Raw genomic sequence first — 24,626 nt, 5'->3', positions numbered from 1 at the left:
AAAGGAAGATTATGGCAGACAACAAGATAGAACTCCGCAGCGAGAAAGTAAGGCATATCATTGGCGAGATACCGTCAAGGATTGTCCGTTATGGTATCACAATCATCACCATTGTGATATTGGGACTGTTGACAGGCGCATATTTTATACCTTATCCCGAGACCATCAGTGCAAGGGTACAGATGACAAATGCCCGTCAAGGCACAATAACCGTTCCATACAAATATGTGAATACGATAGCAAGAGGAATGACGGCAAACATCGAATTTGAGGGTTACGATGCGGAAACATACGGAGTTGCAAATGGTGTAATAACAGCCACATCGCATATACCCTTACAAACGGAAACTGGCAGCGTATTCACGGCACAGGTAAGTATGCTGGATTGCAGGTATAAAATTATTAGTGGAATGACAGGTACTGCTTTCATACTTGTAAGCAACGAAAGTATATTTCAAAGAGTTATTCAGAGAATAACAAGTATCATATAATTTGGCTTAATATTCTACTCAAATTGGAGTGTTCTTCCTTCTTTTGGTAAAAGTCCTTTTAGTCTACCTATAAAATGAAGACTTGCCTCCCTTATGTTATAGGAAACGTAGGGAGGCAAGAAAAATTAATATTAAATTTATTTTTGGTATTACAAGTTGCTCACATGATTAAGGTTTTCTACTACCAAAAAGCAAAGTGATTTACTTCTCCTTTTCAGACTGCATTGTCACTTCTATTCGGCGGTTGCTCTTGATAAGGTTGCGGGCAATACGCTGGATGTCGGCAGCTGTGATGTTGCGCACAGTAGCCTTGTAGTCCTTGTCAAAGTCAACTCCGTGGCGCAACTGGTTGTATATCACGTAGAGCCAGTAGTCATTGGTAACAGAAGATTGGTCGTACTGCTTTAAGAGGTATTCCTTCACCTTCTGCAGACTTACTGCCTCTGGACCCTTGTTGGCAATATGCTCAATCTGCTTTGTGATGATTGGCATAACCATATTATATTTGTCTGGGTCGGTATCAAAGGCAATCTTCAACATGGCGTGAGGGTTGCTTGTTGCGTTCAAACTCTGCTGTAGTTTCACACCATACACTCCACCTTTCTCCTCACGGACAGAGTCGGTATAGGCGATAGACAATACACGCTTGAAGACGTCGAGTTCCAAATCAGTCTTAGCTGTGTAAGGTTCGTCCCATGTGTAGAAGACGGTTACACGTGCCAATGGCGTCTTCATCTTCTTTTCAAAGCGGTGGGTCTCGTTGCAGTTGCGCACGTCAGGATAGGTCTTCGCAAAGGTTTCCTTCTTGCCTGTTGATGGCAGTGAAGCAATGTATTGCTCTAAGAGAGGGCGCAACTGAGCGATGTCAATGTTACCCATGACGATCATTTTGAAGTTAGAGGCATTGCTGAAGCGCTCCTTGTAAATCTCGAGAACACGGTCATAGCTTACCTTGTCAAGTGATGCAGCCTTGAGTGGTTGTACACGTGGCGAATTACCATAAACGATGGCAGCGATAGAGTCGTTGTAGCTAACGTTAGGACTTGCCTCACGGTTGGTGAGGAAAGAGCGCATACGGTTGAGCTCTGACTGGAAAGCTTGGTCATCACGACGTAAGTTCGTAAAATACAAGTAAGTAAGTTCAAAGAGTGTACGGATGTCTTTGATAGATGAATTACCGCTGATAGACTGTGTTTCATTGCCTACACCTGCGTTGATACGAACGGTCTTGCCAGCTAAGAACTTATTGAGTTCTGTTGCACTGAAACGTCCTACACCACCTTCCTTTACAGCAGCTGAGATAAACTGCGTGTTGATCAAGTCCTTAACAGGATAGAGGGAAGAACCACCTTCTGCAAAGAAGTTCAGTGTCACAGCATCCTTCTGATAGTCGGTCTTCTTGAAGTAAACTTTCACACCATTGCTCAGTGTGATTTCCGTTGTTCCGTGCAAGCCTGCTTTCTCACTCTTGATACGTCCCTTCTTCGGTAACGTCTCTATAAGTTTATCGTCCAACTTCTTCTCAACATACTTAGGATAGGTCTTTGCCTGTGCATCGAGAACCATTTGCTCAAACTGCGCATCTGAGGGAACATTTACGCCTGCTTTGTCTGGAGAATAGACAACAAGCACTTGATTCTTATTCGTGATAGCTTCACGCATAGCAGCATTCACCTCGTCGAGTGTCACCTCATTAAAGAACTGGTCGTCGAGTTGTTTGTCGTATGCTTCGGTGGTGATGAGTTCATTATCGAGGAAGTTCTGCTTAGCACGACGCACATAATATGAATTGCGACGGTCGTTGCGCTCATTGTATTGGCGGTCAATCACCTTCTGGCGGAAGGCTTTGGCACGAGTGAGTTCTGAAGGAGTAAACCCATGCTGGCGAATCTGCTCAATTGTTCCCACAGCTGCATCAAATGAACCCTTTACATCTTCCTGACGAGCACCGAAAGAAAGAACAAAAGCATCTTTTGTACGGCTAATTAAGAATTGTCCCAATCGTGCAGAAGCACTCAAACAAGGTTTTGGATTCTTGTCCTGCATCTCGTTGAGGCGTTCGCCAATCATATAAGAGACCAAGTCGTCAACATATCCGTCTCGCTGATACTTCACAGTAGACTTCTCTGCATCTGGTGTAGCCTCACGCTTCATATAAAGTGTAACGAGCATGATAGGCTGTTCAGAATCTTTCAGCGAAGCCACAATCATCTTGTCGTTGTCGCTTACTGGGAAATATTCACGACGAGCAGCATTCTCGGGCATTGGGATAGCTGAGAAGATAGACTGTATCTTCTGTTCCATCTTGTCTACGTCAATATCGCCCACAACGATGATAGCCTGCAAATCTGGGCGATACCACTTGTGGTAATAGTCACGAAGAGCCTTGTAAGGGAAGCTGTCTACAATCTCCATCTTGCCGATTGGCAGACAGTCTTCATACTTTGTTCCACGATAGATAATTGGCAACGCCTCTTCCATTAGACGTTGTGAAGCCATACCTGCACGGCGTGTACGCCACTCTTCGTGGATAACACCACGTTCCTTATCTATCTCTTTGTCCTCAAGGTCCAAGTAATGACTCCAGTCGTGGAGGATAAGTAGGGTAGAGTCGATAGTTGAATCCTGCTTTACAGGTACGGAACTGACGTTGTAAACGGTTTCGTCAATCGAGGTGTAAGCATTAAGGTTGGTACCGAACTTAATACCATGTGCCTCACACCAGTGAACGATACTTGGTGAGGTAGGTGTATTCTTGAAGTTCTTACTACCATTGAAAGCCATGTGTTCAAGGAAGTGAGCCAAGCCTCTTTGGTTAGGTTCTTCGAGAATACTCCCCACACGCTGTGCAATGTAGAAGTCGGCTATCCCTTTCTCTTTGGCATTGTGGCGTATGTAATAAGTCATACCGTTCTTCAACTTACCTATACGGAAGCTGTTGTCGGTACTGACATTCTGCGCCATAGCACCTGTCACGAGGAGCAGGAGCACAAGCGCATTGATGATTCTTTTGTTTATTAACATAATATGTGATTGATTCTTTTAATTATTCTTCTCTGTCTGTTTGAATGTTATTTAGGGTAGTGTGTTGTCTCACTAACGATTATTTGCTTTCGTCTTAATAGCATATTGCGTTCTTTTAAGTGCTCCGCACGAGTGGTGCGGATACTTAACACCACTCGTGCGAACGCTTAGCACCATTCGTGCGGACCAATAGTAAGACTGTTAGAACGTACAACCAATATTCAGTCTGCCCGTTGAATAGTTCCTACCTACAAGGTAAGCATTTCCGTCATTGGTGTGACGATGGGTGAAGTCAAAGGCAGTGTACGTCTTCATCTTTGTTCCCGGAAGTACAAAGGCATACTTAATGCCAAGCAGGAGGGAGTATTGCGGGTCTGTAAGATACTTATACTCACGATACATTAGTACGTCCATCGTTGGGAATCCATTCTGCTTGTCAGAAGGTTGTGTCAATGTTCCTTCCTCGAAAGCATCACCCTTTCCCTTCTTGTAGGCAAAGCCAGCTTGTAGTGAAAGTACTCCCTTTCGGAAAAGGAGGTTACGTGTAAGACTTGTATAAGCCTCTGTTGTGTGGATGTCTTGACGTCGGAGGTAAGGGTAGCTGTAGCCAGTCTGCTTGCGATGAGAGAGGTTAGCGCCCGCTTCTATCGTCCAGAGAGGTAACTCGTTTATAACGCCATAATAGCCAGTATAGCCAAGATGCACATCGTTCCAAGCCTTGTTAGCACTCTTCACAGGGTCAAGATATTGATAGAAGTATGCCCCTTGTTCGTTTTTGTTAGAGCGATAAGCATTCATCTCGTTGACAAGATTCTCACTTGAAAAGCTGAAATAAAGATGATGTACCTGCTTGTCGAGTTTCAAAGATAGGTGTGTCTGATAGTCATAGATGTTGCTATGATGATCGGAGTGAACTATCGTATAGGGTGACTTCCTGCCGTAATAACCTTTGCGATATGTACCGCCAAAGTTGTTAAACCATGAGAGATTCGGTAGGATGTCCCAGCTAAATTGTAGTCCTAAACCATGATATTCATTGAGCATCGGTTGCTCCCTATTGCTGTCTGTAAAGCCCGAACTACTGAAGGGTTCAGTCTTACCAATCCACGGTCCATAGTTGATATAAGATGTAAACTCCTGTGCATTTGAAGCGTAGGTACTAAAGATTATGCTTTCTGTGTTCCGTCGGTAAGTATAGTCAAGACCAAGACTAAAAGGCTGTAATGGTATATAGACGCCAGTAGTGAGGGCTAAATCCATTAGCTTTGTCTTATGTCTTAAATCCTTATACTTAGCAACATTTGCCGCAGTGAAGTCCACCTTTGTACCAATGGCAAGTCCTTTATATATCTCCCAAGACAATGCGCCCATAAGATTATAGGTGTCACGATGTTTTGTGCCAGCATGGTTTAGCGAGTCTTCTACGATATCAAAGGGCAGACGTTGGGTCTGTATGAATGCTGAACCTGTCATGTTGCGCCCAGAGAAGTTGTCATAACGCATACTTCCCAATAGGACAATCCTGTCCGTCAAACGATAGAATGAAGACACGTTGGCACCCGCTTGCACGGTACGTGGCGACTCGTCATAGTTGACAAAGCCTCCCTTGCCATACTGCACATACGCTTCAGCCAAAGAAATGTTTTTAGTCTTAAATCGTGCCAAGGCTGCAGCATTGTCACTTCTCAGCCATGCATCGCTGTTGGCAACGAAGCTAAAATCACGATGGAGCAGACTATCCTTAGCCTGCTCCTGTGCGTTGAGGCTGGTAGAGAGGGATGCTCCAGCCAGTATAAGTGTCATGAACCTATATCTCATCTTACAGGTTATGTTCTTTTACCTTCTGTATTATTAGTCTCTAAGTGAGAACTGTTTGCGCTCGTGGAAGTCAGCAGTAGAGTTGTTAGTGTCCATGTAGACAATCTTTGCTCCCTTCTTCATAGATGCTTCAGCATCGATACCACTTGGGTCTGTACCATACTTGTAGTCGTAGACCAACTTAGCTGTATTGCCTTCAATCTTCTTAGTTGCTTCAGCATCCACATTGCGGTATACACTGTGACCAAGTTTGATAGTCTGCTTCACATAACCAGCATCCACGTCAGAGCCGAAACGCTTTTTACTCTTACTCTCTTTAATATCCTGATAAACCTCAACACCATCAAGAATCCAGTCTGTAGGAACCTTCAATACAGCAAAAACTTTTGTCTGTGGTTTGCCCGGTGCATAAACGATATTGCTTGCATCGTTTGCAAAAGCAGCAGGTGTTGTACCCTTTGTTTGGAAGATAAAGAAACATGGAGAAGATACACTAAGTGGCCAAGCATTGGCTTGCCCAAACTCTACGGCTTTAAGATAATGGCTTGCTGGGATGACATCAGCTGGTGTAGGATAATAATATGTATTATTGAAACCAGACTCTGGATCATACATTGTATAGTAGTCCTTGTTGGCATAGTTAACGCTCTTTGAATAGGTCTTGGTGTTATCTATTGCTCCCATACAGTTAATAACAACCTGTGAGTAAGGTTCAATCACCAATGAATTTTGGAAGTACCATATACCACAAGCTGCTGGAACCCATCCCTGTGATACATAAGATGGCTCTGTCGCACTTGCACTATACCATGCATTTGCAGCATGTGCATTGTATGGATCTAATATACCAATAGCCAAGTTGCTGATTACCGCTGTCTTACCACCATTGTTGTAGAGGATAAAACCCTTGTCAGATTGGAAGAACTTCTTGGGGTCTTTATCGTCTGGTACACCTGTTGTGTACAGTTCCTTAATGATAACTTGGTCAGCATTCTGATCAGGTAGTTGGAAAGTAACGTTCTTTACATCTGAAGCCTTGATAACTTGGACAGTACCATCGTTATGTGTCACAACCATATTCCATGTTTGTGCGTTAATGTTGCTGACAAAAGCAAATACAGCAACAAGGAGAAGTAATATTTTCTTCATATCTTTTCTATTTAATTTCTAATGTTATTCTTACTTGTTCATAAACTTAAAGCTCTTGGTAGGTGTGCGAAGGATGTAGACACCCTTTGGTAAAGACGAGAGGTCAAGGGTAACTCGTCCCTCCCCATCTGCTGTTACAGAGCTGATTTGTGTACCATTAAGATTGTAAATGACAACCCTTGCGCCTGCTTTCAACCCACTTACCTCAGCATTATTGAATGAGAAACTTGGAGTTGTTGTCTCACCTTTGGGGTCATTTGCAGGAACGCTACTGATGCTTGTTGTAACTTTCTTCTCAATGAAATGGTAGTCCTGTACTCCTGTCAGTGCTGTTGATAACTTCTTACCCTCACAAGTAATAACAAGGTCATTAGCCTCTATGGTTATAACAGGGTATGAATTCAAAGCAAACTCGGTCTTTGTTCCATTCGTTTCGGTCAAGACAAGGTAGGTGATTATCTTCTCTTGTACTGTCTGTGCAAAGCCACTAAGGGGTATGAACGACAGTGCCAAAGCGATAAGCCCTATAAAACTTATTTTCTTCATAAACATTGTTTTTAATTTATACTATCTTTATTTTTCTTTTAATTCACAATTCGTTTCTTCGACATAACTAATGGTAAGGTTACTATGCGAGGAGAGTCTACGGCAACGACCACCTGCGACTTGGCACCATTGAAGAAGTAGCGATAGTCTGTGGTCTCCTTTCTTGCAGAACTGCTGACCTTATACAAGCCGGAAGGAACGCTGAAGTGAGCCACTCCTTGTGTATCTGTGCTATCAACAAAGGTACTTGCCACCGCATCTTGTAACTCCACGCGCAATCCTTCATACGAGCCATCATAAGTGCTTGGGAATTCTAACTTCACATCAAAGTTGACTACTTCAAGTCCTTCGTCATAGTCAGCGCACGAAACTAACAGCGTTATCACGCATACTGCAAGTAAACTAAATATCTTTTTCATTATATCTTTAATCTTAATGAAAGTCCGTAATAGAAGCTCGGTACATACCCACTACCAAAGAGACTCGTTTCAAGTCCTGTCTGGGAAGAGTGTACTTGAGCAAGTGTGTTGAAGAAGTTATTGGCATAGAACGATATAGATACGTGTTTGCCAATTTCTTTTGTTACACTTAAATTAGCCGACCAGAAGGCGCTCAGCTTATTTGGATTCAACGTGTAAGGATAGTTTGTTCGCACAACCAACTGTGTCAGGTCGTTGTATAATCCTCTGTCATTCGTTGCTGCCCAACGTAGTTTTTCAGCAAAAGGAACCAATGTTTCTGGTGCATCCCATGTGCTATAATACTCTGGATAGACGATTACTGTCTGGTTCTTTGTCTTACCATTATATGGCTCACCAAAGTATTCATTCCCACTATTCACAACATATCCTCGGCTACTGGTAGCTCTACTGTAAGTATAAAGTGAACTTTCCATACGCAAAGCAATGATGAGTCGAATCTTTGGTATATGTGTCGTCAATGTGACATTCACATCTACCTGCCCACTAACAGAGCCATTTGATGGTGAAGCATTGGCGGTATAGTTGGTTGAAGTAGCTGCACCACCACGATAATAACCAATATACTGATAGAGCTTTCCGTCTGATTGGCGTGTGTTCAGACCTACAGGTACATCCGCAAAGAGTGTTTCGTCCTGTGCCTTATAATGATAATACTTACCATCTACACGTACCTGTGTGCGGAGAGCCTTAATCTGTTTGAAGTCTACAATCCATTCTAAGCCATAGCGACTCAATGGGTCAGCATTCACATATTTTGTATTGGTAACGTAGGTGTTGCGCTCGTCATAACCGAGTACAACTGGTTTTTTTGCACCACTGGCATCGCTCACAGTCACAATACCTGTCTGTGGGTCAATCGCAAAGAGTCGATTAGCCGCATCAATACCGCTCGCTTGAAGTTTAGCAGGTGATGTGTATTTATATGTGAAAGGTGAGTAAACATTCGTCGCCATGTAAGGATTGAATACCTTACTATGGAAGAACGACAAGTTGACATCAGCAATCTTTGTTCTTAACTCCATACCTAAATCCCACTGGTTGGCGTGTTGCCACTTCAAAGCAGCATTGTATTGTGCCTTTGAAGGGTAGGTGTAATAAGCGTAATACGAGCGGTTGTTAGCATCACTCGTAGATGAGAAAGCTAACATGTCACGATAAGATGGAGAAGGGTAGAGTACTTGGAAACTTGGAAGTTTCACGCTCTTGCCCCATCCTGAATGTAAGCTAAGACTGTTTACCCAACTTTCTTGTCCGAAGCGAAGCATATAGCGCATATTCAGTCGTGGTGAAAGACTACCCACTGTTCCATACTCTGAGCCGAGAATCGAGGTGATATCCTCACGCACACCTGCTGTCAGTTCAACATTCTGTTTGGTATCGATAGCCATTGAGAGCTTATCCTCGGCATAGAGTGCCATATTGTTCAAAGCGGGAAGGGCATCAAAACGATATTCTCGCCATGTTGGTGCATAGCGCATATTCTCGTAGTATGTTCCCTTTCCTTTGTTCTTACTGCTGGTCCACTCTGCACCAACAAGTAGGCGATTGCGGAACTTTCCAAATGATTTGTTCCAATTAGCCTTTAGCTTCAAACTATAGGTGAATGGCTTTGAGTCGCCAAAGCCACGTAGATACCAATAACCCGTAGGACCAAGGATGATGTTGGCAGAAGGGTTCTTATCGTAGTCTTCAGCAATGTTATATCCCTCCGTCAAGGTGTGGATATAAGGTTGTGTAGAACTACTACTCTCGTTGCTATAACTTTCTGAGCGTTTGTCAGCGTAGGTGAAGGCTGCTGTAAAATTAAGGTTGGTTATCCATGACTTGTTCAGCAACCAGTCAAGGCGCACATTACCACCCACATTATTATCCTTAACCTTATAGTAACTGTTCAAGTTGCGGTCAGGGTCTGCCTTTGAATCATAACCTCCCATGCCTCCATTCAGACCGATGTCTAAGGTCAGAGGCAGTGTCTTCTTCATAAAGACATTCATATAGTGCAGTGATAGCACATTGCGCTGATAAGCAGTGTATGGCGATGCAGCATCCGAGAAAGAGCGTGCATGCTCAAGGGAGAAATTGATGAGTCCTGTATTCTTGCCCAAGTCTAATCCTTTGTGAAGGGCTATTTGGCGGGTGTGCTGATTGATACTTCCTTCTAAGATGAAAGGTGAACTACCTCTGCGTGTCTTTACCTTTACTACACCGTTGGTGAGATCGCCGTATTCAACGGAGGCAATACCGGGTACAACTTCCACACTTTCAATGTTAGAAGCACTTACCCCCCGTGTGCTCACACCAGCTGTTTCACCCATCATAGCATTGTTGTTAAGTCGAACGCCATCCACTTCTATGGCTGTACCAAACGACGCGTTGCCTCGCTCTGATGAACCGCTTCGCAAAGTCAATTTGCTATCATTCATCAAAGAAGGGTTCACACTCTTACCACCCGGTAAAAGCTGAGCAATATCGCCCAAAGTCATTATCTGTTGATTGTCTAATGTCTTACGATCAATGGTGTAAGAAGTGGTTATCTCATCCTTCTTTCGATGCGCAACAACTTGTACTTCATCAAGTTGAAGATTGTCTTCGGCAAGGCGCACGTTGAGTGTGGCACCATCAGCATTAATGGTGACAACTATTGTTTGTTCTGCATAACCAAGACAAGAAATCACCGCTGTACACTTTCCTTTCGGTACGTTTTTTATCGTGAAACAACCTTTTTCGTCCGTAAAAGCGTATAAGCGATTCTCCTTCAATGTGACTGTTGCGTAGGCGATAGGCTTACGATCATCTTTGCCAACAACACAACCTGTAAGTGTCTGTGCAATACCATTGATACTTAGTCCGCAAAATACAATAGACGCTATTATCCTATTCGTGAAGTCCATGATTTGCAAAGATAGGACGAATCCACTAACTCTACAATACTCAAAAATAGGTATTTATTTGCTTTTCTCTATGAATAGAAATTGATTTTGTCATTTTAGATAAGGTTCTTCTGATATATATGGAGTGATAAGGACCATTATAATACAAGAACAAAACAATTACATATCTTATAAAAATAGTTTTGTTTTAAGTTGCTGTCACTTTTAACATTTCATGCAAGGCTACTGCAGAAGAATGAGTTAGGTGGCTACTTAGAATGACACTAATGACAGCAAAATTTGTTTTAGGTGAATCGTTTCGTATATAGTAATGGCGCCAGAGCATTCAAGATTCATTCAATCATCACGTAGAAGTCAAAAGGTTTAAGGAAAGACGCTACCTAACGCTTTAAGAGTAGTAGATTTTTGTACGCATTTAAACCACTTAAGCGACTGGTGCCTACCATCCGCACCATTGGTGTTTACCGTCCGCACCATGTGTGCGGAGCCTCCGCACGTTAATAATAAATTGTATCTGTTATATTGAAGTTCCTCTTGCAGATGTAAACTTTATCACTCCATATATCGGCTGAAGTTCGAATTTAAAACACCGCATGAGTGCTTTTACGAACAAATTAAGTAAATTTGCGCTTGCTTGTTGAATTCACGATATAATCATCCTTCGTAACTATTCAGCGGTATTGTCCAGTCTGTATTCTCTCCTCTAAAATCTTCGTATAAAGGCTATAAAGATGCTCATTTTTTCTTGCGTATTTCAGATTTTCTTTGTACCTTTACGCCTATGAAAGAGCAAGTTACGGACATATCAAAAGTATTACAAGATATGACGGAAGAGATGCGATTGTTGCGTGAAACTGTCAATCAGCAGTATGCCGAGAATGTCAAATTGAACCGTAACATAAATGCTCTGAACCTCCAAATCCGCAAGAAAGATACGGAACTTACAAACTTACGGGAACGCTTGTCCAAGTATGAAAACCCTGACAAGAACTCTAATAACAGCAGTACTCCGCCAAGCAAGGAGCGTATAAAGGATGAGGTTATCAGAAGAACGCGAAGCCTCCGTAAGCCAAGTGGTAAGAAGCCGGGAGGACAAAAGGGACATGATGGGCATAAGTTGTCTTGCTCTTCCATACCTGACGAGATAATCGATGAGGTACCCAACTATTGCACTCGTTGCGGAGAATCTTTATCAGATGCAGAACGTGTGCTTGATTATGTGACGCAAGTTATTTCCATTCCTGAGTTGAAGCCCGTAATCAAGGAAATCCGACACTATGTGATGATATGCAAGAACTGTGGTGAACGTATTCGGACGGTACCGAGACGGCGGTCAAACAACGTGGTATATGATTCAAGCGTAAAGACTCTGGTGGTTTATCTGAGTGTCGTGCAATTTCTTCCTTACGGTCGCATAGCAAGTTTTTTGCGTGAGGTATTTGGTCTCACTCCAAGCGAAGGCTCGCTGGTGAACTGGGTAAATGAGGCAAAGAGAAATGCGCAACCTGTGATTGATAAGATTAAAGAATATATCAAGTCAGCAGCAGTTGTTGGTTTCGATGAGAGCGGCTTGTACTGTAACAAAAGACTCGACTGGGCATGGATTGCACAGACTGTTTATTACACATTGCTTTTCCGTGCTGATGGAAGAGGATCGAAGGTATTAGCAGACAAATTTGGCGATAGCTTGGAACGAATGACTGCCGTTACCGACCGCCATAGCGCATACTTTGCACTCCATTTTCTCAATCATCAGGTATGCCTTGCTCACTTACTCCGCGAACTGCAATATCTCTCAGAGTTGAACACTGAGCAAGAGTGGTCTGGGAAAGTAACCAATCTGTTCCGTGAAGCCATTCACGAGCGAAATACCAATCCAAACGACGTTATAGACAAGGTGTCATGGACCCGACGTTTAGACAATCTGCTCAAACAGAATATAGAGGGGCTTGGTAAAAAGTTCATTACGTTCAAAAAAGGCATAGTCAAATGCAGAGATTACATTTTCAATTTCCTTGAAAATCCGATGATACCATCGGATAATAATGGGAGCGAACGGGGAATACGCAAGCTAAAAATCAAACTAAAGAACTCGTGTACATTTCGTTCTGACTTCGGAGCAGACGCTTTTCTTGAACTTCATTCGATTGTAGAAACAGCTAAGAAGCACGACAAAACTCCATATAATGCGATTCAAGCCTTATTTTAAGGTTTGAAAAATTGATATGCACTGTATATATTGGTTATCGCTGAATAGTTACCGGAATTGAGGTTAAACAGAAAAAATCGTAAAACATAGAACAAACAATATCCCCAGGACTTTAGATATAAGAGAAAAGCGAAGAAAGTGATATTCAAGCATGATTGAATAACAATCTATTACTTATTTGCGTGTAACCCAAACAATTTGGTTAATTATAATTAAAATAAACGGAAATTTATTGTATCATAGATTTTAAACAATAACTTTGTATCGCTTTGAAATAATTAAAAATAACTTTTAAAATTAAAGCTTATGAGACTATTTTTAAATTCAATTGCTAGCCAAGCCAATGAGGGCAAAAGAGCAGCTTTAGCTGCGGCAGGACTAATTGCTGGATATAGATTTCAAATCTGACAGTATTTATAGTAATATTCCTATTAGCTATCTTTTGACTTTAATTAGCATTAAATTGAAAAGATACAAAGAAGCTATCTCGTATCTTAATGATTTTGTGTCTCTTGACTTTGTGTCAAACAAAGAATATTATCAGGCTATAAAAGAAATTCTAAATTATCGGATTAAACACAAATATAGCCTTAAACATCAAAAGTACAATGATAAGATTGAAGCCGATATTTCTGATGAAAATATATTCAAAGATTTATTTATCCCTTTATGTCCTAAATGTTCAGATTGTAAATTAACTAATGATTGTCTGACAAAAGGCATGTATAAACTCCAGGATTGTATTAATCAAGCTTCTCAAAATATCAGACAAGAAATACTTGAGGTATATGAATAATACAACTGCACTTTCCGTGCATCATTTGAAAAAGACTTTCAGGACCTCATCCAATAGGAATGAGGTCCTGAAAGATGTGAATATCGTTTTGGAGAAAGGCGTTGTCGCCATCCTGGGATCGAATGGAGCAGGCAAGACGACTTTTATCAAATCCTGCACAGACCTGCTGGATTATGAAGAGGGGAAGATAGAATATTTCGGGAAAGACCTCCAGACAATGAGCAAGGAAGAAAAGAACAGGACCTTTGCGCTGCTGTCTGAAGGCAGCCGGAACATCTACTACAAGCTGACGCCATGGGAAAACATAAAGTATTTCGCCGCCGTGCGTGGCATCCCGTTCAATGCCGTAAGTAGTCAGAGCAAGGAACTCCTCAACGAATTAGGATTATACGACAAAAGGAATCAGCTGGTAGAGAATCTGTCTCGCGGGATGCAGCAAAAGGTCGCCATCATCTGTGCGCTGAGCATGAACACCCCCGTCGTATTCCTTGATGAGCCGACCCTTGGGCTGGACATTGAGAGTGCATTCGGGCTGAGCAGTTTCCTGTCATCCCCGGAAATCACTTCAAACAGATTGATCATCATGACTTCTCATGACTTTAACTTCATAGAACGCACCGCCCGGCAGATATTCAAGCTGCAAGACGGAGTCATGAAAAGGAAAGAAGATACAGTGAACTTCGACAACTCTTTCATCCTTAAAATCCTGCATCCCGATATTGACAAGTTACAGGCCGCCAGATATGAAATTCTGGAACGGCACGACCTCTATTGTACAATCAGACTTCTCACCACTGCACTCCTATTGGGCAAGGAAATCGACAGACTGAACCAAAAAGGACACGAGGTGACAAGCGTGGAAATAGAAGGAGAGAACCTAAAAGATTTTTATTTAAACTGATTCATCATGATATATTTCTGGGGACTTTTGAAGGCAGAGTTTGTCAAATCCATCAAATTGACTTTCAGGTATAAATTCAACACGCTGTTCAATATTCTCTTCTGGGCTGTGCTCATGGTATTGCTCTCCCATGTCCTCCTCCGGGGCAAACCAGAGGTCAAGACATGGGCGTTTATCTGCTCGTTCATGATCTGGCTCATCGCCAACAACTCTTTCATCTCCGTGGTGGATTCCATCGTGTCGGAGACTGTCCAGGGAACAATAGAACAGCTGTATCTCAATTCAAGATCTTTCTTTACATTACTTCTGGTCAAGGGGCTTGTGTCAAGTGTGATTACCATCATCCAGTCCGTTCTCACACTGTTTATCTGCGTTCTTCTGGTCCCTTCCGTGCAAGCGGTTTTTTTCATCCAATGGCTCTCTGTACTTCCGCTGTTTCTCATATCCATCTTCTCCCTTATAGGTCTGGGAATCATGTGCGCCTCACTGGCATTAAAATACAAGAGCATATCGTCATTCTACAGCATGGTATCCTCCATCGTCTTTGGTATCCTGACCTACGGGGCAGTCTTTATCTCTTCCAAGACAGCACTCACGTTGCTGTTCCCCTTTGCAGAGGCGAATGCGGCCATACAGCAGTTGTTGCTCCGTGGATCATCTTTGACACCGAATACCCTGACGGTCATTCTCTGCAATGATGGATTATACTTGCTCTTAGGGTATCTCTGTCTGAAATTCTTAATCATCAAGAGTAAAGAAAGCGGTTCACTGTCAAAATTCTGAAGACAGCCTGCAACGGCTTCACTCCTTGGTCTCATCAATGTAATGGTTCATAAAGGACAAGGTAGAATCCGACTCCTTGCTATCTGGTCAAAGCACATGAATTTCCTGAAATTACAGCTTCTAATCGTTTACCGTCTGATGAAGGGACTTGGAATAATCGTCTCTGTCCTTCTGCTGTGTGTCGCAGGCTTATTGCTCTATATACTGTCATTGGCTCCGCAGACGAATATCATACTGGTTGATGCCGCTCTCGTGGCCGGATTCCATTATAGCAGAGGCGACAGGGAACTCCTGCAGATATTGTACGGAAGTGAGAAGAGGCTGCTGATGGCAGAGTATGTCCTTCTTTCCACTCCATTAATAGCTATCTGTGCGCTCCGCCTCTATTGGGTGCCACTTCTCGTCTGTGTGGCAATAGCGATTGTCCTGCCTATGTTGCCCAGACCCCGGCTGCAGTTCACAATGTTCACTTATCCTTTCCTGCTGAAAGGCTCTTATCAGTATGCCGGCAGTATGAGGACGCTGCTTATCCCTTACCTGCTGGGGATATTATCATCCTGCATGGGGCTGCTGTACCATAATATCAATATCACCTATGCCACACTACTGCTCTTCGTATATCTGCTTGGATTCCTCATCTGTCAGCCTGTCAGGAAGAGCCATCTGATGTTTTACTCTTCCCCTTTGAGAATGATTCATTTACAGTCAATATATGCTGTCGGGAATACATTCGCACTGCTATGTCCCTTCTTCGCTATCCTCCTGATACACAAAGCTGACGCTCTTGTTATCGGAGAAGTCGTCATGATATATATCCTTGCCACGCTCTTTCTTTTCCAGTCGGAACTTATCAGGTATTTCAAAATAGACAATCCGATTGTAATCATGATTGTGCTATCAGCTTTGTTCATGGTCGATGCCGTAGGATATATGAAGACCGTGATGATTCCCTTGGCTGCGTTCACCACCCTTCTGTTATCTTTTATGGTCTACAGCAAATATTCAGCATGATTCAGATAAACAATATAAGGAAGAAATACGGCTCGTCTGTCATTCTTCATGGCATGACCCTCCGGTTAGAGAAAAGTAAAGTGTATGGCATCGTAGGAGAGAACGGTGCCGGCAAAAGCACATTGTTCAGGTGTCTTGCGGGCCTGGAACATTATCAGGGCAACGTCATCATGGAAGAACATTGCAGGATAGGTTATCTGCCCGATACGCCTTACTTTTACCCGCTGGTTACCGGCAAGGAGTTTCTGGAATTCTGCCTGAAAGCTGCCCATCTTCCGTGTACTGGTGAAGAAATCAATCAGTACAACAAGCTGTTTCATCTTCCGTTGAACAGCTATCCGTCGAAATACTCTTTGGGAATGAAAAAGCGTCTGATGCTCATGGCACTGATGATGCAGAAGTGTGACTTCTATATCATGGACGAGCCTTTCAACGGATTGGATGTCGCAGGTGTCATCATACTGAAAGACTGGATAGTCAAAAGAAAGAGAGAGGGAAGCACATTCCTGATATCCTCTCACATCATCTCTGCCTTGACCGATATCTGCGAGACTCTGGCATACATCCACCAAGGTAAGATGATGAAGACCTATGAGGGCAAAGAAGCCGTTCCAAAAGTCATTGAGGATGATTTAAAGAAATACATACTCAAAGAGAACATCTGAAATTACCTGTAAAACAGATTACAGGCGAACGGCATATTCCAGACCCTTCCGTTAAATGCGCAGATGGCTATCGTGAAGAGCGCATGGGCTTGACGTGAGGGACTGATGGATTACCGAGACCATACATTCCCTTTTCCTGCACTTATGTTTATCTGATGCTGTCCGATAAAACTCAAACCGCAAGATTTCCCATGACTTCTTTTAAACTGACCATTCCGCATCGTTTCCGGAAAAGCCCCCCTGTTCAGATAAGTTCTGCCCACACAGCTCTTCTCCGGCAACAAGCAGGCTCCCCTCCAGACAATATATGGCATGGAGCGGGTCGTCAACACGACTGATGTCTGCCGACAACACAAGATGTGCCGGGCATCAGCACATCTGCAGAAAAGGCCGTTCCACTCCTGTCGCTATCATATACGGCATTACGCTGATGGCTGCCTTGCACGGCAAATGTTCATCGGGCAGCACTGATATTTATCGGGACTCGGTCACTGCAGATGTATAATGCCGGCTGTTGCCGGATACTATCAGCCTCAGTCTTATTCCCTGTCTATGCTTTTAACGAAAAAAAACTATTCCTCCCCCATTCGGAAAAGAGATGGAATGAGGTCGCTATGTCAAAGCACCTCCTGCACCTCCTGCATATCCTTGATATTCTTCATGCTCTCAACAATGAATCTAACTTCTTTTCGGTCGTGAACTTGCATCTCAATGATTCCCCCAAAGATTCCTTTATCACTGGTAATGGTTATCTTGCGGATATTAATACCTAATTGGTCGGAGAGAACATCAGAGATGTCGTGTAGCATACCACCACGATCAATACCATGTATCTCAATCGTTGCATCAAAGTATAATTGATGGTGCATATCCCACTTGGCATCTAAGATTCTGCCACCATAGCTTGCCTTCAGTTTTGCAGCTACAGGACAAGCACGTTTATGAATCTCGATATGGTTTTTGTTGTCAATATATCCGAGGATATCATCACCCGGAATAGCATGGCAGCAATGTGGGAAGAGATAGCGATGTATGTTTTCTTCGTTGATAAAGATAGGCTTCTTTTTGTTGAGTTCTTTGGTTACAACGATTAAGCCTTCGGTAGATTCTGTGTTCTTTGCTTCGATTGACTCAGTAGTCTTCTTGCCATTTGACTTTAAGAAAGGAACATAACGACGCCAGCCACGTGAAGTAACAGTCTTCTCTGACTTTGACTTTCCACGAAGTTCGTCCAAATCAGTATCTCCAAGGATAACGGTCTTATTGCCCACAGCAAGGAAAAGACTGTCATGCTTACGAAGGTCGTGCAGTTCACAAAGTTTATCCAGTGTGGCTGTTGTCATCTCAAGGTCGTGAGCCTTCAGCCAAGCTGAAAGCTGTTCTTCACCTGCCTTTTGCAACTCACGGCTCTCACGTCGTAAGATAGCTTGTATCTTCGCTTTTGCCTTAGCGGTAGAGACAAAGTTAATCCATGAAGGATTGACGTGTTGCGACATAGAGGTTAGAATCTCTACCTGATCACCACTTTGGAGTTTGTGGCTCAATGGTACAAGCTTATGGTTGACCTTTGCGCCGATACAGTGGCTACCAAGGAAAGTGTGGATTTGGAAAGCAAAGTCGAGTGCCGTACAACCTGCAGGCATTGTCTTAATCTCTCCCTTTGGTGTAAAGACGAAGATTTCAGATGCAAAGAGGTTGAGTTTGATAGCATCGAGGAAGTCCATAGCATCTGGCTGTGGGTCGTCGAGAATCTCTTTTATCGTACTGAGCCACTCGTTCAATTCGCCCTCGTCCTCAGTAATCTCACCACCATCTTTATATTTCCAATGTGCTGCAAAGCCCTGTTCTGCTAATTCGTTCATGTGTTCTGAACGTATCTGTACCTCTATCCAACGGTCTTTGGCAGACATCAAAGTCACGTGTAATGCCTGATAGCCATTTGCCTTAGGATGGTTCACCCAATCGCGTAGACGGTCGGGATGGCTCTTATAAATCTGACTTATAGCCACATAAATTTGGAAACAGTTGTTGATTTCCTCATCAGGTGACTTCGGTTTATAGATGATGCGGACGGCAAGGATATCGTATATCTCCTCAAAGGTGACGTGTTTGTTCTGCATCTTATTCCAAATAGAATAAGGGCTCTTTATGCGTGCTTTAATCTCATAATTGAATCCCATCTTGTCAAGTTCAGCACGAATAGGTGCTGTGAACTGTTCAAAGAGGGTGTCACGCTGTGCTTGTGTTGAAGCGAGTTTCTTCTCAATAGAGGCGTATGCGTCAGGATGTTCGTAGCGGAAGCTAAGGTCTTCCAGTTCAGTCTTAATCTTATTTAGACCTAAGCGGTTAGCAAGTGGCGCATAGATGTAAAGTGTTTCACCTGCAATCTTATACTGTTTGCTGGCTGGCTGCGAGTCAAGGGTGCGCATATTATGTAAGCGGTCGCAAATCTTGATGAGGATGACACGGATGTCATCACTCATAGTGAGCAACAACTTCTTGAAGTTTTCAGCTTGTGCTGAAGCCTGCTCACCAAAGATACCACCTGAAATCTTAGTCAGTCCGTCAACAATCTGTGCTATCTTCGGACCGAACATATTTTCAATGTCCTCCACCGTATAGTCGGTATCTTCTACAACATCATGCAAGAGAGCAGCACTGATACTTGTTGCGCCGAGTCCCATCTCTTCACAAGCTATCTGAGCAACGGCAATAGGGTGCATGATATAAGGTTCGCCCGATAGTCGGCGCACACCCTTATGCGCCTGTCGTGCGAAGTTAAAAGCCTTGGTTATGATATCAACTTTCTTTCGATGACGTGAAGCAAGATAGGTGTCGATGAGATGCTGAAAGGCATCATCTACCATCTTCTCATAGTCAATCTCCTTAACTTCAATATTGTCCTTTTCCATTCTGCATCCTCCCATTATATATATAAGGTGTAAGTATCTTGTTAGTATAGTATGCCTTTTTGGCTTATATGAGTAGCCGCAATAGTCATATTAGGTTCTTCATTGGTTGTTTCGTTCTGATAAATCTGGTCTTTGTATTTTTTGAACTTCTCTATCATTTCATAAGGTAGACGTAACTTAGCTACGCCATTGGTTGCAAATGCCTTGATTAAACCTTGTCGATACTGTGGGTTAAGTGTCTTCAAATCATCCACATTCATACCTAAAACGTTGGCTACCTTAGCAAGAGTAACGTCTTTTTCTACGATGACCGTGTCACAGCGGTTAGGTAGTTCTGTTGACAAAGGTGTGATGTTGTAATCAGCATAGTAGTTCATCACATAATTAGCAGCGATGAAAGCAGGTACATAACCACGTGTCTCCTTTGGTAAATGCTGGTAGACAGCCCAGAAGTCAGTCCCACCACCAGCCTTCGTGATAGCACTGTTGACACGTCCTGGTCCACAGTTATAGGCAGCGAGAGCTAATGTCCAGTCACCAAATTGCTTGTAAAGGTCGCTCAGCATACGTGCTGCTGCATAGGACGACTTCTCTGGGTCGCGACGTTCATCAATATAACTGTCAATCTGAAGGTCGTATTGTTTTCCCGTTGTTGCCATAAACTGCCATAATCCTGCAGCTCCTACACGTGACGTTGCATTGGGATTGAGTCCTGATTCTATCACAGGAAGATACTTTAGCTCTAAGGGTAAACCATAGAAGCGCAGCGCTTCCTCGAAGATAGGGTTATAGTAACGTGCACGTCCTAAGAGATAGGAAGTTGATTGGCGTCCTGCCTTTGTGTAGCGATCAATATATTTCTTAACCTCCTCATTGCAGGTCATTGTCATCACTTCTGATAGATTACGCATCTTACGATCAATGATTTCCATGCTGTTTTCAGGCTCTGTTGCGTTCGTAGAGGGGGTATTTCTGAACCCTGTTTGTATGCTACTATTATAGAACTTATCATCTACATAGTCTACATCAACATATCCTGCCATCGTCTCAGATGCTGTAGGAATCATCACACTCACAGCTTTACCACGGTTATCGACAACAGTCTGTTGTTGTGCATATAGACCGCAGGTTGCTCCCGTTGTAATAAGGAAGGAAACAATATATCTCTTTCTACTCATTCTGTCCGATTTAATTGGCGCAAATACAGTGCGCTGCTGCTTAGAATGTCAGACTACATCCAATGCCAATTGCCGATGAACGGAAAGGGTTGTTTGGTGTAGCGATACTCTTATCTGATATGACCGCTGGGGCAATGTGCAGTGAAAGGTCATCTGAGATATCAAAGTCGGATAGCGAAGCATCTACGTACGCATCAATAACCGATAGTGCATAAACGGCAATCGTGGCAAAGATACTCATGTCACGCCAGCGACGATAGCGGTCTTTGCGTTGTTTGAAGATGTTCTTGTAACGCTCTTCATTGGCTGGGGTGATAGTAGCTCCAAGGTGAAGGAAGTTGTTATAACTCTGCGTTGTTGGGTCGTTATCCGTGATGTCCATGTATGCTTGAGCATAATCGTGATACATCTGGTTGTTCCATGTCATGGCATAGACGCAGCCAACAAAGCCTCCGTAGAAGATTGGTAGCTTCCAATACTTACGGTTATAGGCTTGCCCCGCACCAGGTATGACGAGTGCAAGCCACAAAGCACGCTTAGGGTTAGGACGCCAACTTGCCCAGTCTCGCCCCTGCTTCTTTACCATGCCAATACTATCTTTCCGCATAACAGATGTGAGTCTGCCCTCATCATCTCGTGTAAGGATAGCTTTCTCTTCTATATATTTATCTTGCGAAGTAGGTATATCAACGATGGTAGAGTCGCCTGGATACATCACCTTTATCGTGTCATGGGGCAGATCTTGTGCCTGCATGACCGTAATACTGGTGAGCATTCCGGCTATCAACAGTCCTTTGAGGATTCTATTATTCATCTTCATCACTACCCGTTATCTTGCTTAAGTTGCTGGTTTGAAGGTTTTGTTACTTATTCTTTGCTTTGTAGTCAGCGTCTTGTTGAGGCTTCCTATTGCTTGTGAATAGTTCTTCTAAACCAGAAGACTTGCTTATCTTATACTTACTAATACCTTTATCTTTCAGAGTGGAAAGCTTACTTCATCTTATCCATCACTTCCATGATGTGAAGTAACTCTTCTTCAGATGCAAAAGGAATGCTAATCTTACCCTTACCATCTGCGTTACAACTCATCTGTACCTTTGTGTCAAAGAATGATGAGAGTCGCTGTTTGAGGATATTAAACTCTTCAGGAAGACGAGTGCGAGCTGAAATCTTCTTCTTTGCACTCTGTATATCCTCTCCATTATTGAGTTGCTGACAAAGTCCTTCTACCTTTCGAACACTGTATCCGTTCTTTAAAATCTCACGATAGAGTTTCAATTGCAGTGAAGGGCTATCCAAAGAAAGCAATGCACGAGCATGTCCCATGTCTATTTCTTTCTTTTGTAGCCCCATCTGTACCAATGCAGGAAGCTTCAACAAACGGAGGTAGTTGGCAATAGCTGCACGGCTCTTACCCACACGTTCTGCCACACGTTCCTGTGTCATTCCACTCTTTTCAAGCAGATGTTCGTAAGCCAAAGCAATCTCAATAGCATTTAGGTCTTCACGCTGGATATTCTCAACCAGTGCAAGCTCCATCACGCTCTCGTCCTTAATCGTACGGATGTAGGCTGGAACAGCCTTCAAACCTGCCAACTGGCTGGCACGCCAACGGCGCTCACCAGCAATAATCTGGAAACGATTATCATCTATCTGACGTAGTGTAATGGGCTGAACGAGTCCTAATTCACGAATACTATTCGCCAACTCCTCCAACGCAACTGGGTCGAATTCTCGACGTGGTTGGTTAGGATTCGCTTCAATCTGGTCTAAGGCAACCTCATTGATGGTAGAACTACCTTGTGTACTGACAGCTTCAGTAGATATTAAGGCATCCAGACCACGGCCGAGGGCATTGGTCTTTGCGTTTCGATTATATTTCTTTTGTACAGCCATAGTCTTTGTTTGGGAGTTAATGGAGATAAGGAGTATAGGTGAGTTAGTGGTTGGTATGTTAAATTCAGTGTTGCTCTTCGTTTCCGATTCCTTGTTTCCAATCTTTTGGAAGGTGATACATCTGCGATTAGAAACAATAATTTTGCACTCAGAAAACAGCACATCTGTAAGTTTCAAAACACACCTTTATGCTCCGTTTCTTTATCCTCTTTATTTCTTATTCTTTTCAATGATTTCCTTTGCAAGGCTAAGGTGATTCTTCGCACCCGTTGAGTCAGCATCGTAGAGAATAACTGGTAAACCATGACTCGGACTCTCAGAGAGTTTTACGTTACGCTGAATAACAGCCTTGAAAACTAACTCTTGGAAGTGGCGCTTCACCTCATCGTAAATCTGGCGAGCAAGACGCAGACGACTATCATACATCGTCAGCAGGAAGCCCTCTATCTCTAACTTCGGATTCAGCTTACTCTTGATAATCTTGATGGTATTCAATAGCTTGCTGATACCCTCCAATGCGAAGTATTCACACTGAACAGGAATGATGACAGAGTCTGCTGCTGTTAAGGCGTTGACAGTAATCAAGCCAAGTGATGGACTACAGTCAATCAGTATGAAATCGTATTCGTCACGGATAGGAGCAAGTAGACTGCTCATAACCTTCTCACGACCATTAAGCTTTAACATCTCTATTTCAGCTCCAACAAGGTCAATATGGCTTGGAACAATGTCCAATCCTTCTATGTCAGTTGTGTAGATAGCATCTTTTATGTCGGCATGGTCAATGATACATTCGTAAAGCGAACAGTCCACCTCCTTGATGTCCACGCCCAAACCGCTGGAGGCATTCGCCTGCGGATCGGCATCAATCACCAATACAGACTTCTCAAGCGTTGCTAAAGAAGCTGCCAAGTTGATGGTGGTAGTCGTCTTTCCGACGCCGCCTTTTTGGTTGGCAAGTGCGATAATCTTTCCCATTTTTCTATTTAATCCTATACATTTATTAGGCTACAAAGATACATATTTTATATGAGATAGGAGGGCTTTATAAACCTTTTTTCGTACTTTTGCACTGAAATCAAAGTGAAATTTATGAATTCTAAGAAACCACTTATACTTATATCTAACGACGACGGATACCATTCTAAAGGTATTCGTATGCTCGTTTCATTCCTCTCAGACTTTGCGGAAATCATTGTTTGTGCTCCAGAGGCTGCACGTTCGGGTTTCTCACGTGCGTTCTCAGTGGTTGATTATCTGCTGTTAAAGAAACGTCATAACATCCCTGACTGTGAGGTGTGGTCATGTACAGGTACGCCAGTCGATTGTGTGAAGTTAGCGTTAGACCAGATTCTTGTCGATCGAAAGCCTGATCTTATCTTGGGAGGTATCAATCATGGAGATAATTCTTCTGTGAATAATCATTACAGTGGAACGATGGGTATTGCGTATGAGGGTTGTATGAAATATATCCCTTCTATCGCCTTTTCAAGTTGTGATTACAACCCTAATGCGGATCTTTCTTACTTGCGTGATTACGTAAGACTTATTGTCAAGAAAGTTCTTGCTGAAGGATTACCAAAGGGTATCTGCCTGAACGTGAACTTCCCAAAGGTAGAGAAGTTCGCTGGACTGAAGGTGTGCCGTATGGGGTGGGGTAGTTGGGTGAGAGAAGTTGAACCTTGCAAGCATCCTCGTGGCTTTGATTATTATTGGATGACAGGGCATTATCGCAATGATGAGCCCGATGCTACCGATAACGATCAGTGGGCATTAGCGCATGGATATGTAACTGTTACGCCATCTAAGATTGACGTGACTGATTATGAAGTGCTTGATAAGATGAAAACGTGGGAATCTCTTTAATTCTTTGA

Annotated in this window: 19 protein-coding genes; 8 read left to right on the top strand and 11 right to left on the bottom strand. The window is 43.1% G+C overall.

The genetic code is table 11. The annotated features are described in order from the left end of the window. Nucleotides 1-11 precede the first annotated feature (11 nt). The gene (locus tag J5A56_RS12795) at nucleotides 12-491 is read left to right on the top strand and encodes a hypothetical protein (RefSeq protein WP_021670430.1); all 480 of its coding nucleotides are present in this window, start codon (nucleotides 12-14) and stop codon (nucleotides 489-491) included. Nucleotides 492-692: 201 nt separating this feature from the next. On the opposite strand, the gene J5A56_RS12790 is transcribed toward J5A56_RS12795, so the two are convergent. The 6 genes from J5A56_RS12790 to J5A56_RS12765 all read right to left on the bottom strand — a co-directional run bounded on the left by J5A56_RS12790 (nucleotide 693) and on the right by J5A56_RS12765 (nucleotide 10,401). Next, nucleotides 693-3,515: a M16 family metallopeptidase gene (locus J5A56_RS12790; RefSeq protein ID WP_021670431.1), complete on the bottom strand. Its 2,823-nt coding sequence runs from the start codon at nucleotides 3,513-3,515 to the stop codon at nucleotides 693-695. A gap of 201 nt (nucleotides 3,516-3,716) precedes the next feature. Beyond that, nucleotides 3,717-5,318, bottom strand: coding sequence for a DUF6850 family outer membrane beta-barrel protein (locus J5A56_RS12785; RefSeq protein WP_021670432.1), 1,602 nt, complete (start codon nucleotides 5,316-5,318; stop codon nucleotides 3,717-3,719). A gap of 48 nt (nucleotides 5,319-5,366) precedes the next feature. After that, the gene (locus tag J5A56_RS12780) at nucleotides 5,367-6,482 is read right to left on the bottom strand and encodes a DUF4876 domain-containing protein (RefSeq protein WP_021670433.1); all 1,116 of its coding nucleotides are present in this window, start codon (nucleotides 6,480-6,482) and stop codon (nucleotides 5,367-5,369) included. Nucleotides 6,483-6,512: 30 nt separating this feature from the next. Continuing rightward, nucleotides 6,513-7,028, bottom strand: coding sequence for a T9SS type A sorting domain-containing protein (locus J5A56_RS12775; RefSeq protein WP_036918359.1), 516 nt, complete (start codon nucleotides 7,026-7,028; stop codon nucleotides 6,513-6,515). Between the two features lie 38 nt (nucleotides 7,029-7,066). After that, entirely contained in the window at nucleotides 7,067-7,447 is a 381-nt protein-coding gene (locus J5A56_RS12770) for a hypothetical protein (protein WP_021670435.1), read from the bottom strand. Continuing rightward, nucleotides 7,447-10,401, bottom strand: coding sequence for a TonB-dependent receptor (locus J5A56_RS12765; RefSeq protein ID WP_021670436.1), 2,955 nt, complete (start codon nucleotides 10,399-10,401; stop codon nucleotides 7,447-7,449). The genes J5A56_RS12770 and J5A56_RS12765 overlap by 1 nt, the downstream gene beginning before the upstream one ends. A gap of 781 nt (nucleotides 10,402-11,182) precedes the next feature. On the opposite strand from J5A56_RS12765, the gene tnpC reads away from it, so the two are divergent. The 6 genes from tnpC (at nucleotide 11,183) to J5A56_RS12735 (ending at nucleotide 16,766) form a co-directional block, all read left to right on the top strand. After that, entirely contained in the window at nucleotides 11,183-12,610 is a 1,428-nt protein-coding gene (tnpC, locus tag J5A56_RS12760) for an IS66 family transposase (protein WP_211815560.1), read from the top strand. A 463-nt stretch (nucleotides 12,611-13,073) separates the two neighbouring features. Beyond that, nucleotides 13,074-13,406, top strand: a complete 333-nt coding sequence (locus J5A56_RS12755) for a hypothetical protein (protein WP_196801652.1) — start codon at nucleotides 13,074-13,076, stop codon at nucleotides 13,404-13,406. After that, nucleotides 13,399-14,307, top strand: coding sequence for an ATP-binding cassette domain-containing protein (locus tag J5A56_RS12750; RefSeq protein ID WP_021671457.1), 909 nt, complete (start codon nucleotides 13,399-13,401; stop codon nucleotides 14,305-14,307). Before J5A56_RS12755 ends, J5A56_RS12750 begins: the two co-directional genes overlap by 8 nt. A gap of 6 nt (nucleotides 14,308-14,313) precedes the next feature. Continuing rightward, a complete protein-coding gene (locus J5A56_RS12745) occupies nucleotides 14,314-15,090 on the top strand; it encodes an ABC transporter permease (RefSeq protein WP_081691273.1) in 777 nt (258 codons plus the stop codon). 42 nt (nucleotides 15,091-15,132) lie between these two features. Further along, nucleotides 15,133-16,101: a hypothetical protein gene (locus J5A56_RS12740; RefSeq protein ID WP_021671460.1), complete on the top strand. Its 969-nt coding sequence runs from the start codon at nucleotides 15,133-15,135 to the stop codon at nucleotides 16,099-16,101. Between the two features lie 53 nt (nucleotides 16,102-16,154). Next, nucleotides 16,155-16,766, top strand: a complete 612-nt coding sequence (locus tag J5A56_RS12735; protein ID WP_231370800.1) for an ATP-binding cassette domain-containing protein — start codon at nucleotides 16,155-16,157, stop codon at nucleotides 16,764-16,766. A gap of 617 nt (nucleotides 16,767-17,383) precedes the next feature. Here the strand turns inward: J5A56_RS12735 and J5A56_RS12730 are convergent. From J5A56_RS12730 to J5A56_RS12710, 5 genes are all read right to left on the bottom strand, one after another. Further along, nucleotides 17,384-19,678 (bottom strand): RelA/SpoT family protein, encoded by a 2,295-nt coding sequence (locus J5A56_RS12730; protein ID WP_021671463.1) that lies wholly within the window; start codon nucleotides 19,676-19,678, stop codon nucleotides 17,384-17,386. A 41-nt stretch (nucleotides 19,679-19,719) separates the two neighbouring features. Then, entirely contained in the window at nucleotides 19,720-20,856 is a 1,137-nt protein-coding gene (locus J5A56_RS12725) for a lytic transglycosylase domain-containing protein (RefSeq protein ID WP_021671464.1), read from the bottom strand. A 40-nt stretch (nucleotides 20,857-20,896) separates the two neighbouring features. Next, nucleotides 20,897-21,676, bottom strand: a complete 780-nt coding sequence (locus J5A56_RS12720) for a DUF5683 domain-containing protein (RefSeq protein ID WP_211815558.1) — start codon at nucleotides 21,674-21,676, stop codon at nucleotides 20,897-20,899. Between the two features lie 170 nt (nucleotides 21,677-21,846). Beyond that, a complete protein-coding gene (locus tag J5A56_RS12715; protein WP_021671467.1) occupies nucleotides 21,847-22,752 on the bottom strand; it encodes a ParB/RepB/Spo0J family partition protein in 906 nt (301 codons plus the stop codon). A 210-nt stretch (nucleotides 22,753-22,962) separates the two neighbouring features. Continuing rightward, on the bottom strand, nucleotides 22,963-23,730 hold the full coding sequence (locus tag J5A56_RS12710; RefSeq protein WP_021671468.1) for a ParA family protein: 768 nt from the start codon (nucleotides 23,728-23,730) through the stop codon (nucleotides 22,963-22,965). A gap of 114 nt (nucleotides 23,731-23,844) precedes the next feature. On the opposite strand from J5A56_RS12710, the gene surE reads away from it, so the two are divergent. Further along, entirely contained in the window at nucleotides 23,845-24,618 is a 774-nt protein-coding gene (gene surE / locus J5A56_RS12705) for a 5'/3'-nucleotidase SurE (RefSeq protein WP_021671469.1), read from the top strand. The last annotated feature ends 8 nt before the right edge of the window (nucleotides 24,619-24,626 follow it).

The sequence above is a fragment of the Prevotella melaninogenica genome (genome assembly GCF_018128065.1).
GTDB lineage: Bacteria > Bacteroidota > Bacteroidia > Bacteroidales > Bacteroidaceae > Prevotella.
Note: the sequence above shows the minus strand (reverse complement) of the source record. Positions and strands in the feature narration are given on the sequence as shown.

Excerpts from the sequence above, each read along its gene's own strand:
- J5A56_RS12795 (WP_021670430.1), top strand. The coding sequence starts at position 12 with ATGGCAGACAACAAGATAGAACTCCGCAGCGAGAAAGTAAGGCATATC.
- J5A56_RS12790 (WP_021670431.1), bottom strand. The coding sequence starts at position 3,515 with ATGTTAATAAACAAAAGAATCATCAATGCGCTTGTGCTCCTGCTCCTC.
- J5A56_RS12785 (WP_021670432.1), bottom strand. The coding sequence starts at position 5,318 with ATGACACTTATACTGGCTGGAGCATCCCTCTCTACCAGCCTCAACGCA.
- J5A56_RS12780 (WP_021670433.1), bottom strand. The coding sequence starts at position 6,482 with ATGAAGAAAATATTACTTCTCCTTGTTGCTGTATTTGCTTTTGTCAGC.
- J5A56_RS12775 (WP_036918359.1), bottom strand. The coding sequence starts at position 7,028 with ATGAAGAAAATAAGTTTTATAGGGCTTATCGCTTTGGCACTGTCGTTC.
- J5A56_RS12770 (WP_021670435.1), bottom strand. The coding sequence starts at position 7,447 with ATGAAAAAGATATTTAGTTTACTTGCAGTATGCGTGATAACGCTGTTA.
- J5A56_RS12765 (WP_021670436.1), bottom strand. The coding sequence starts at position 10,401 with ATGGACTTCACGAATAGGATAATAGCGTCTATTGTATTTTGCGGACTA.
- tnpC (WP_211815560.1), top strand. The coding sequence starts at position 11,183 with ATGAAAGAGCAAGTTACGGACATATCAAAAGTATTACAAGATATGACG.
- J5A56_RS12750 (WP_021671457.1), top strand. The coding sequence starts at position 13,399 with ATGAATAATACAACTGCACTTTCCGTGCATCATTTGAAAAAGACTTTC.
- J5A56_RS12745 (WP_081691273.1), top strand. The coding sequence starts at position 14,314 with ATGATATATTTCTGGGGACTTTTGAAGGCAGAGTTTGTCAAATCCATC.
- J5A56_RS12740 (WP_021671460.1), top strand. The coding sequence starts at position 15,133 with ATGGTTCATAAAGGACAAGGTAGAATCCGACTCCTTGCTATCTGGTCA.
- J5A56_RS12735 (WP_231370800.1), top strand. The coding sequence starts at position 16,155 with ATGACCCTCCGGTTAGAGAAAAGTAAAGTGTATGGCATCGTAGGAGAG.
- J5A56_RS12730 (WP_021671463.1), bottom strand. The coding sequence starts at position 19,678 with ATGGAAAAGGACAATATTGAAGTTAAGGAGATTGACTATGAGAAGATG.
- J5A56_RS12725 (WP_021671464.1), bottom strand. The coding sequence starts at position 20,856 with ATGAGTAGAAAGAGATATATTGTTTCCTTCCTTATTACAACGGGAGCA.
- J5A56_RS12720 (WP_211815558.1), bottom strand. The coding sequence starts at position 21,676 with ATGAAGATGAATAATAGAATCCTCAAAGGACTGTTGATAGCCGGAATG.
- J5A56_RS12715 (WP_021671467.1), bottom strand. The coding sequence starts at position 22,752 with ATGGCTGTACAAAAGAAATATAATCGAAACGCAAAGACCAATGCCCTC.
- J5A56_RS12710 (WP_021671468.1), bottom strand. The coding sequence starts at position 23,730 with ATGGGAAAGATTATCGCACTTGCCAACCAAAAAGGCGGCGTCGGAAAG.
- surE (WP_021671469.1), top strand. The coding sequence starts at position 23,845 with ATGAATTCTAAGAAACCACTTATACTTATATCTAACGACGACGGATAC.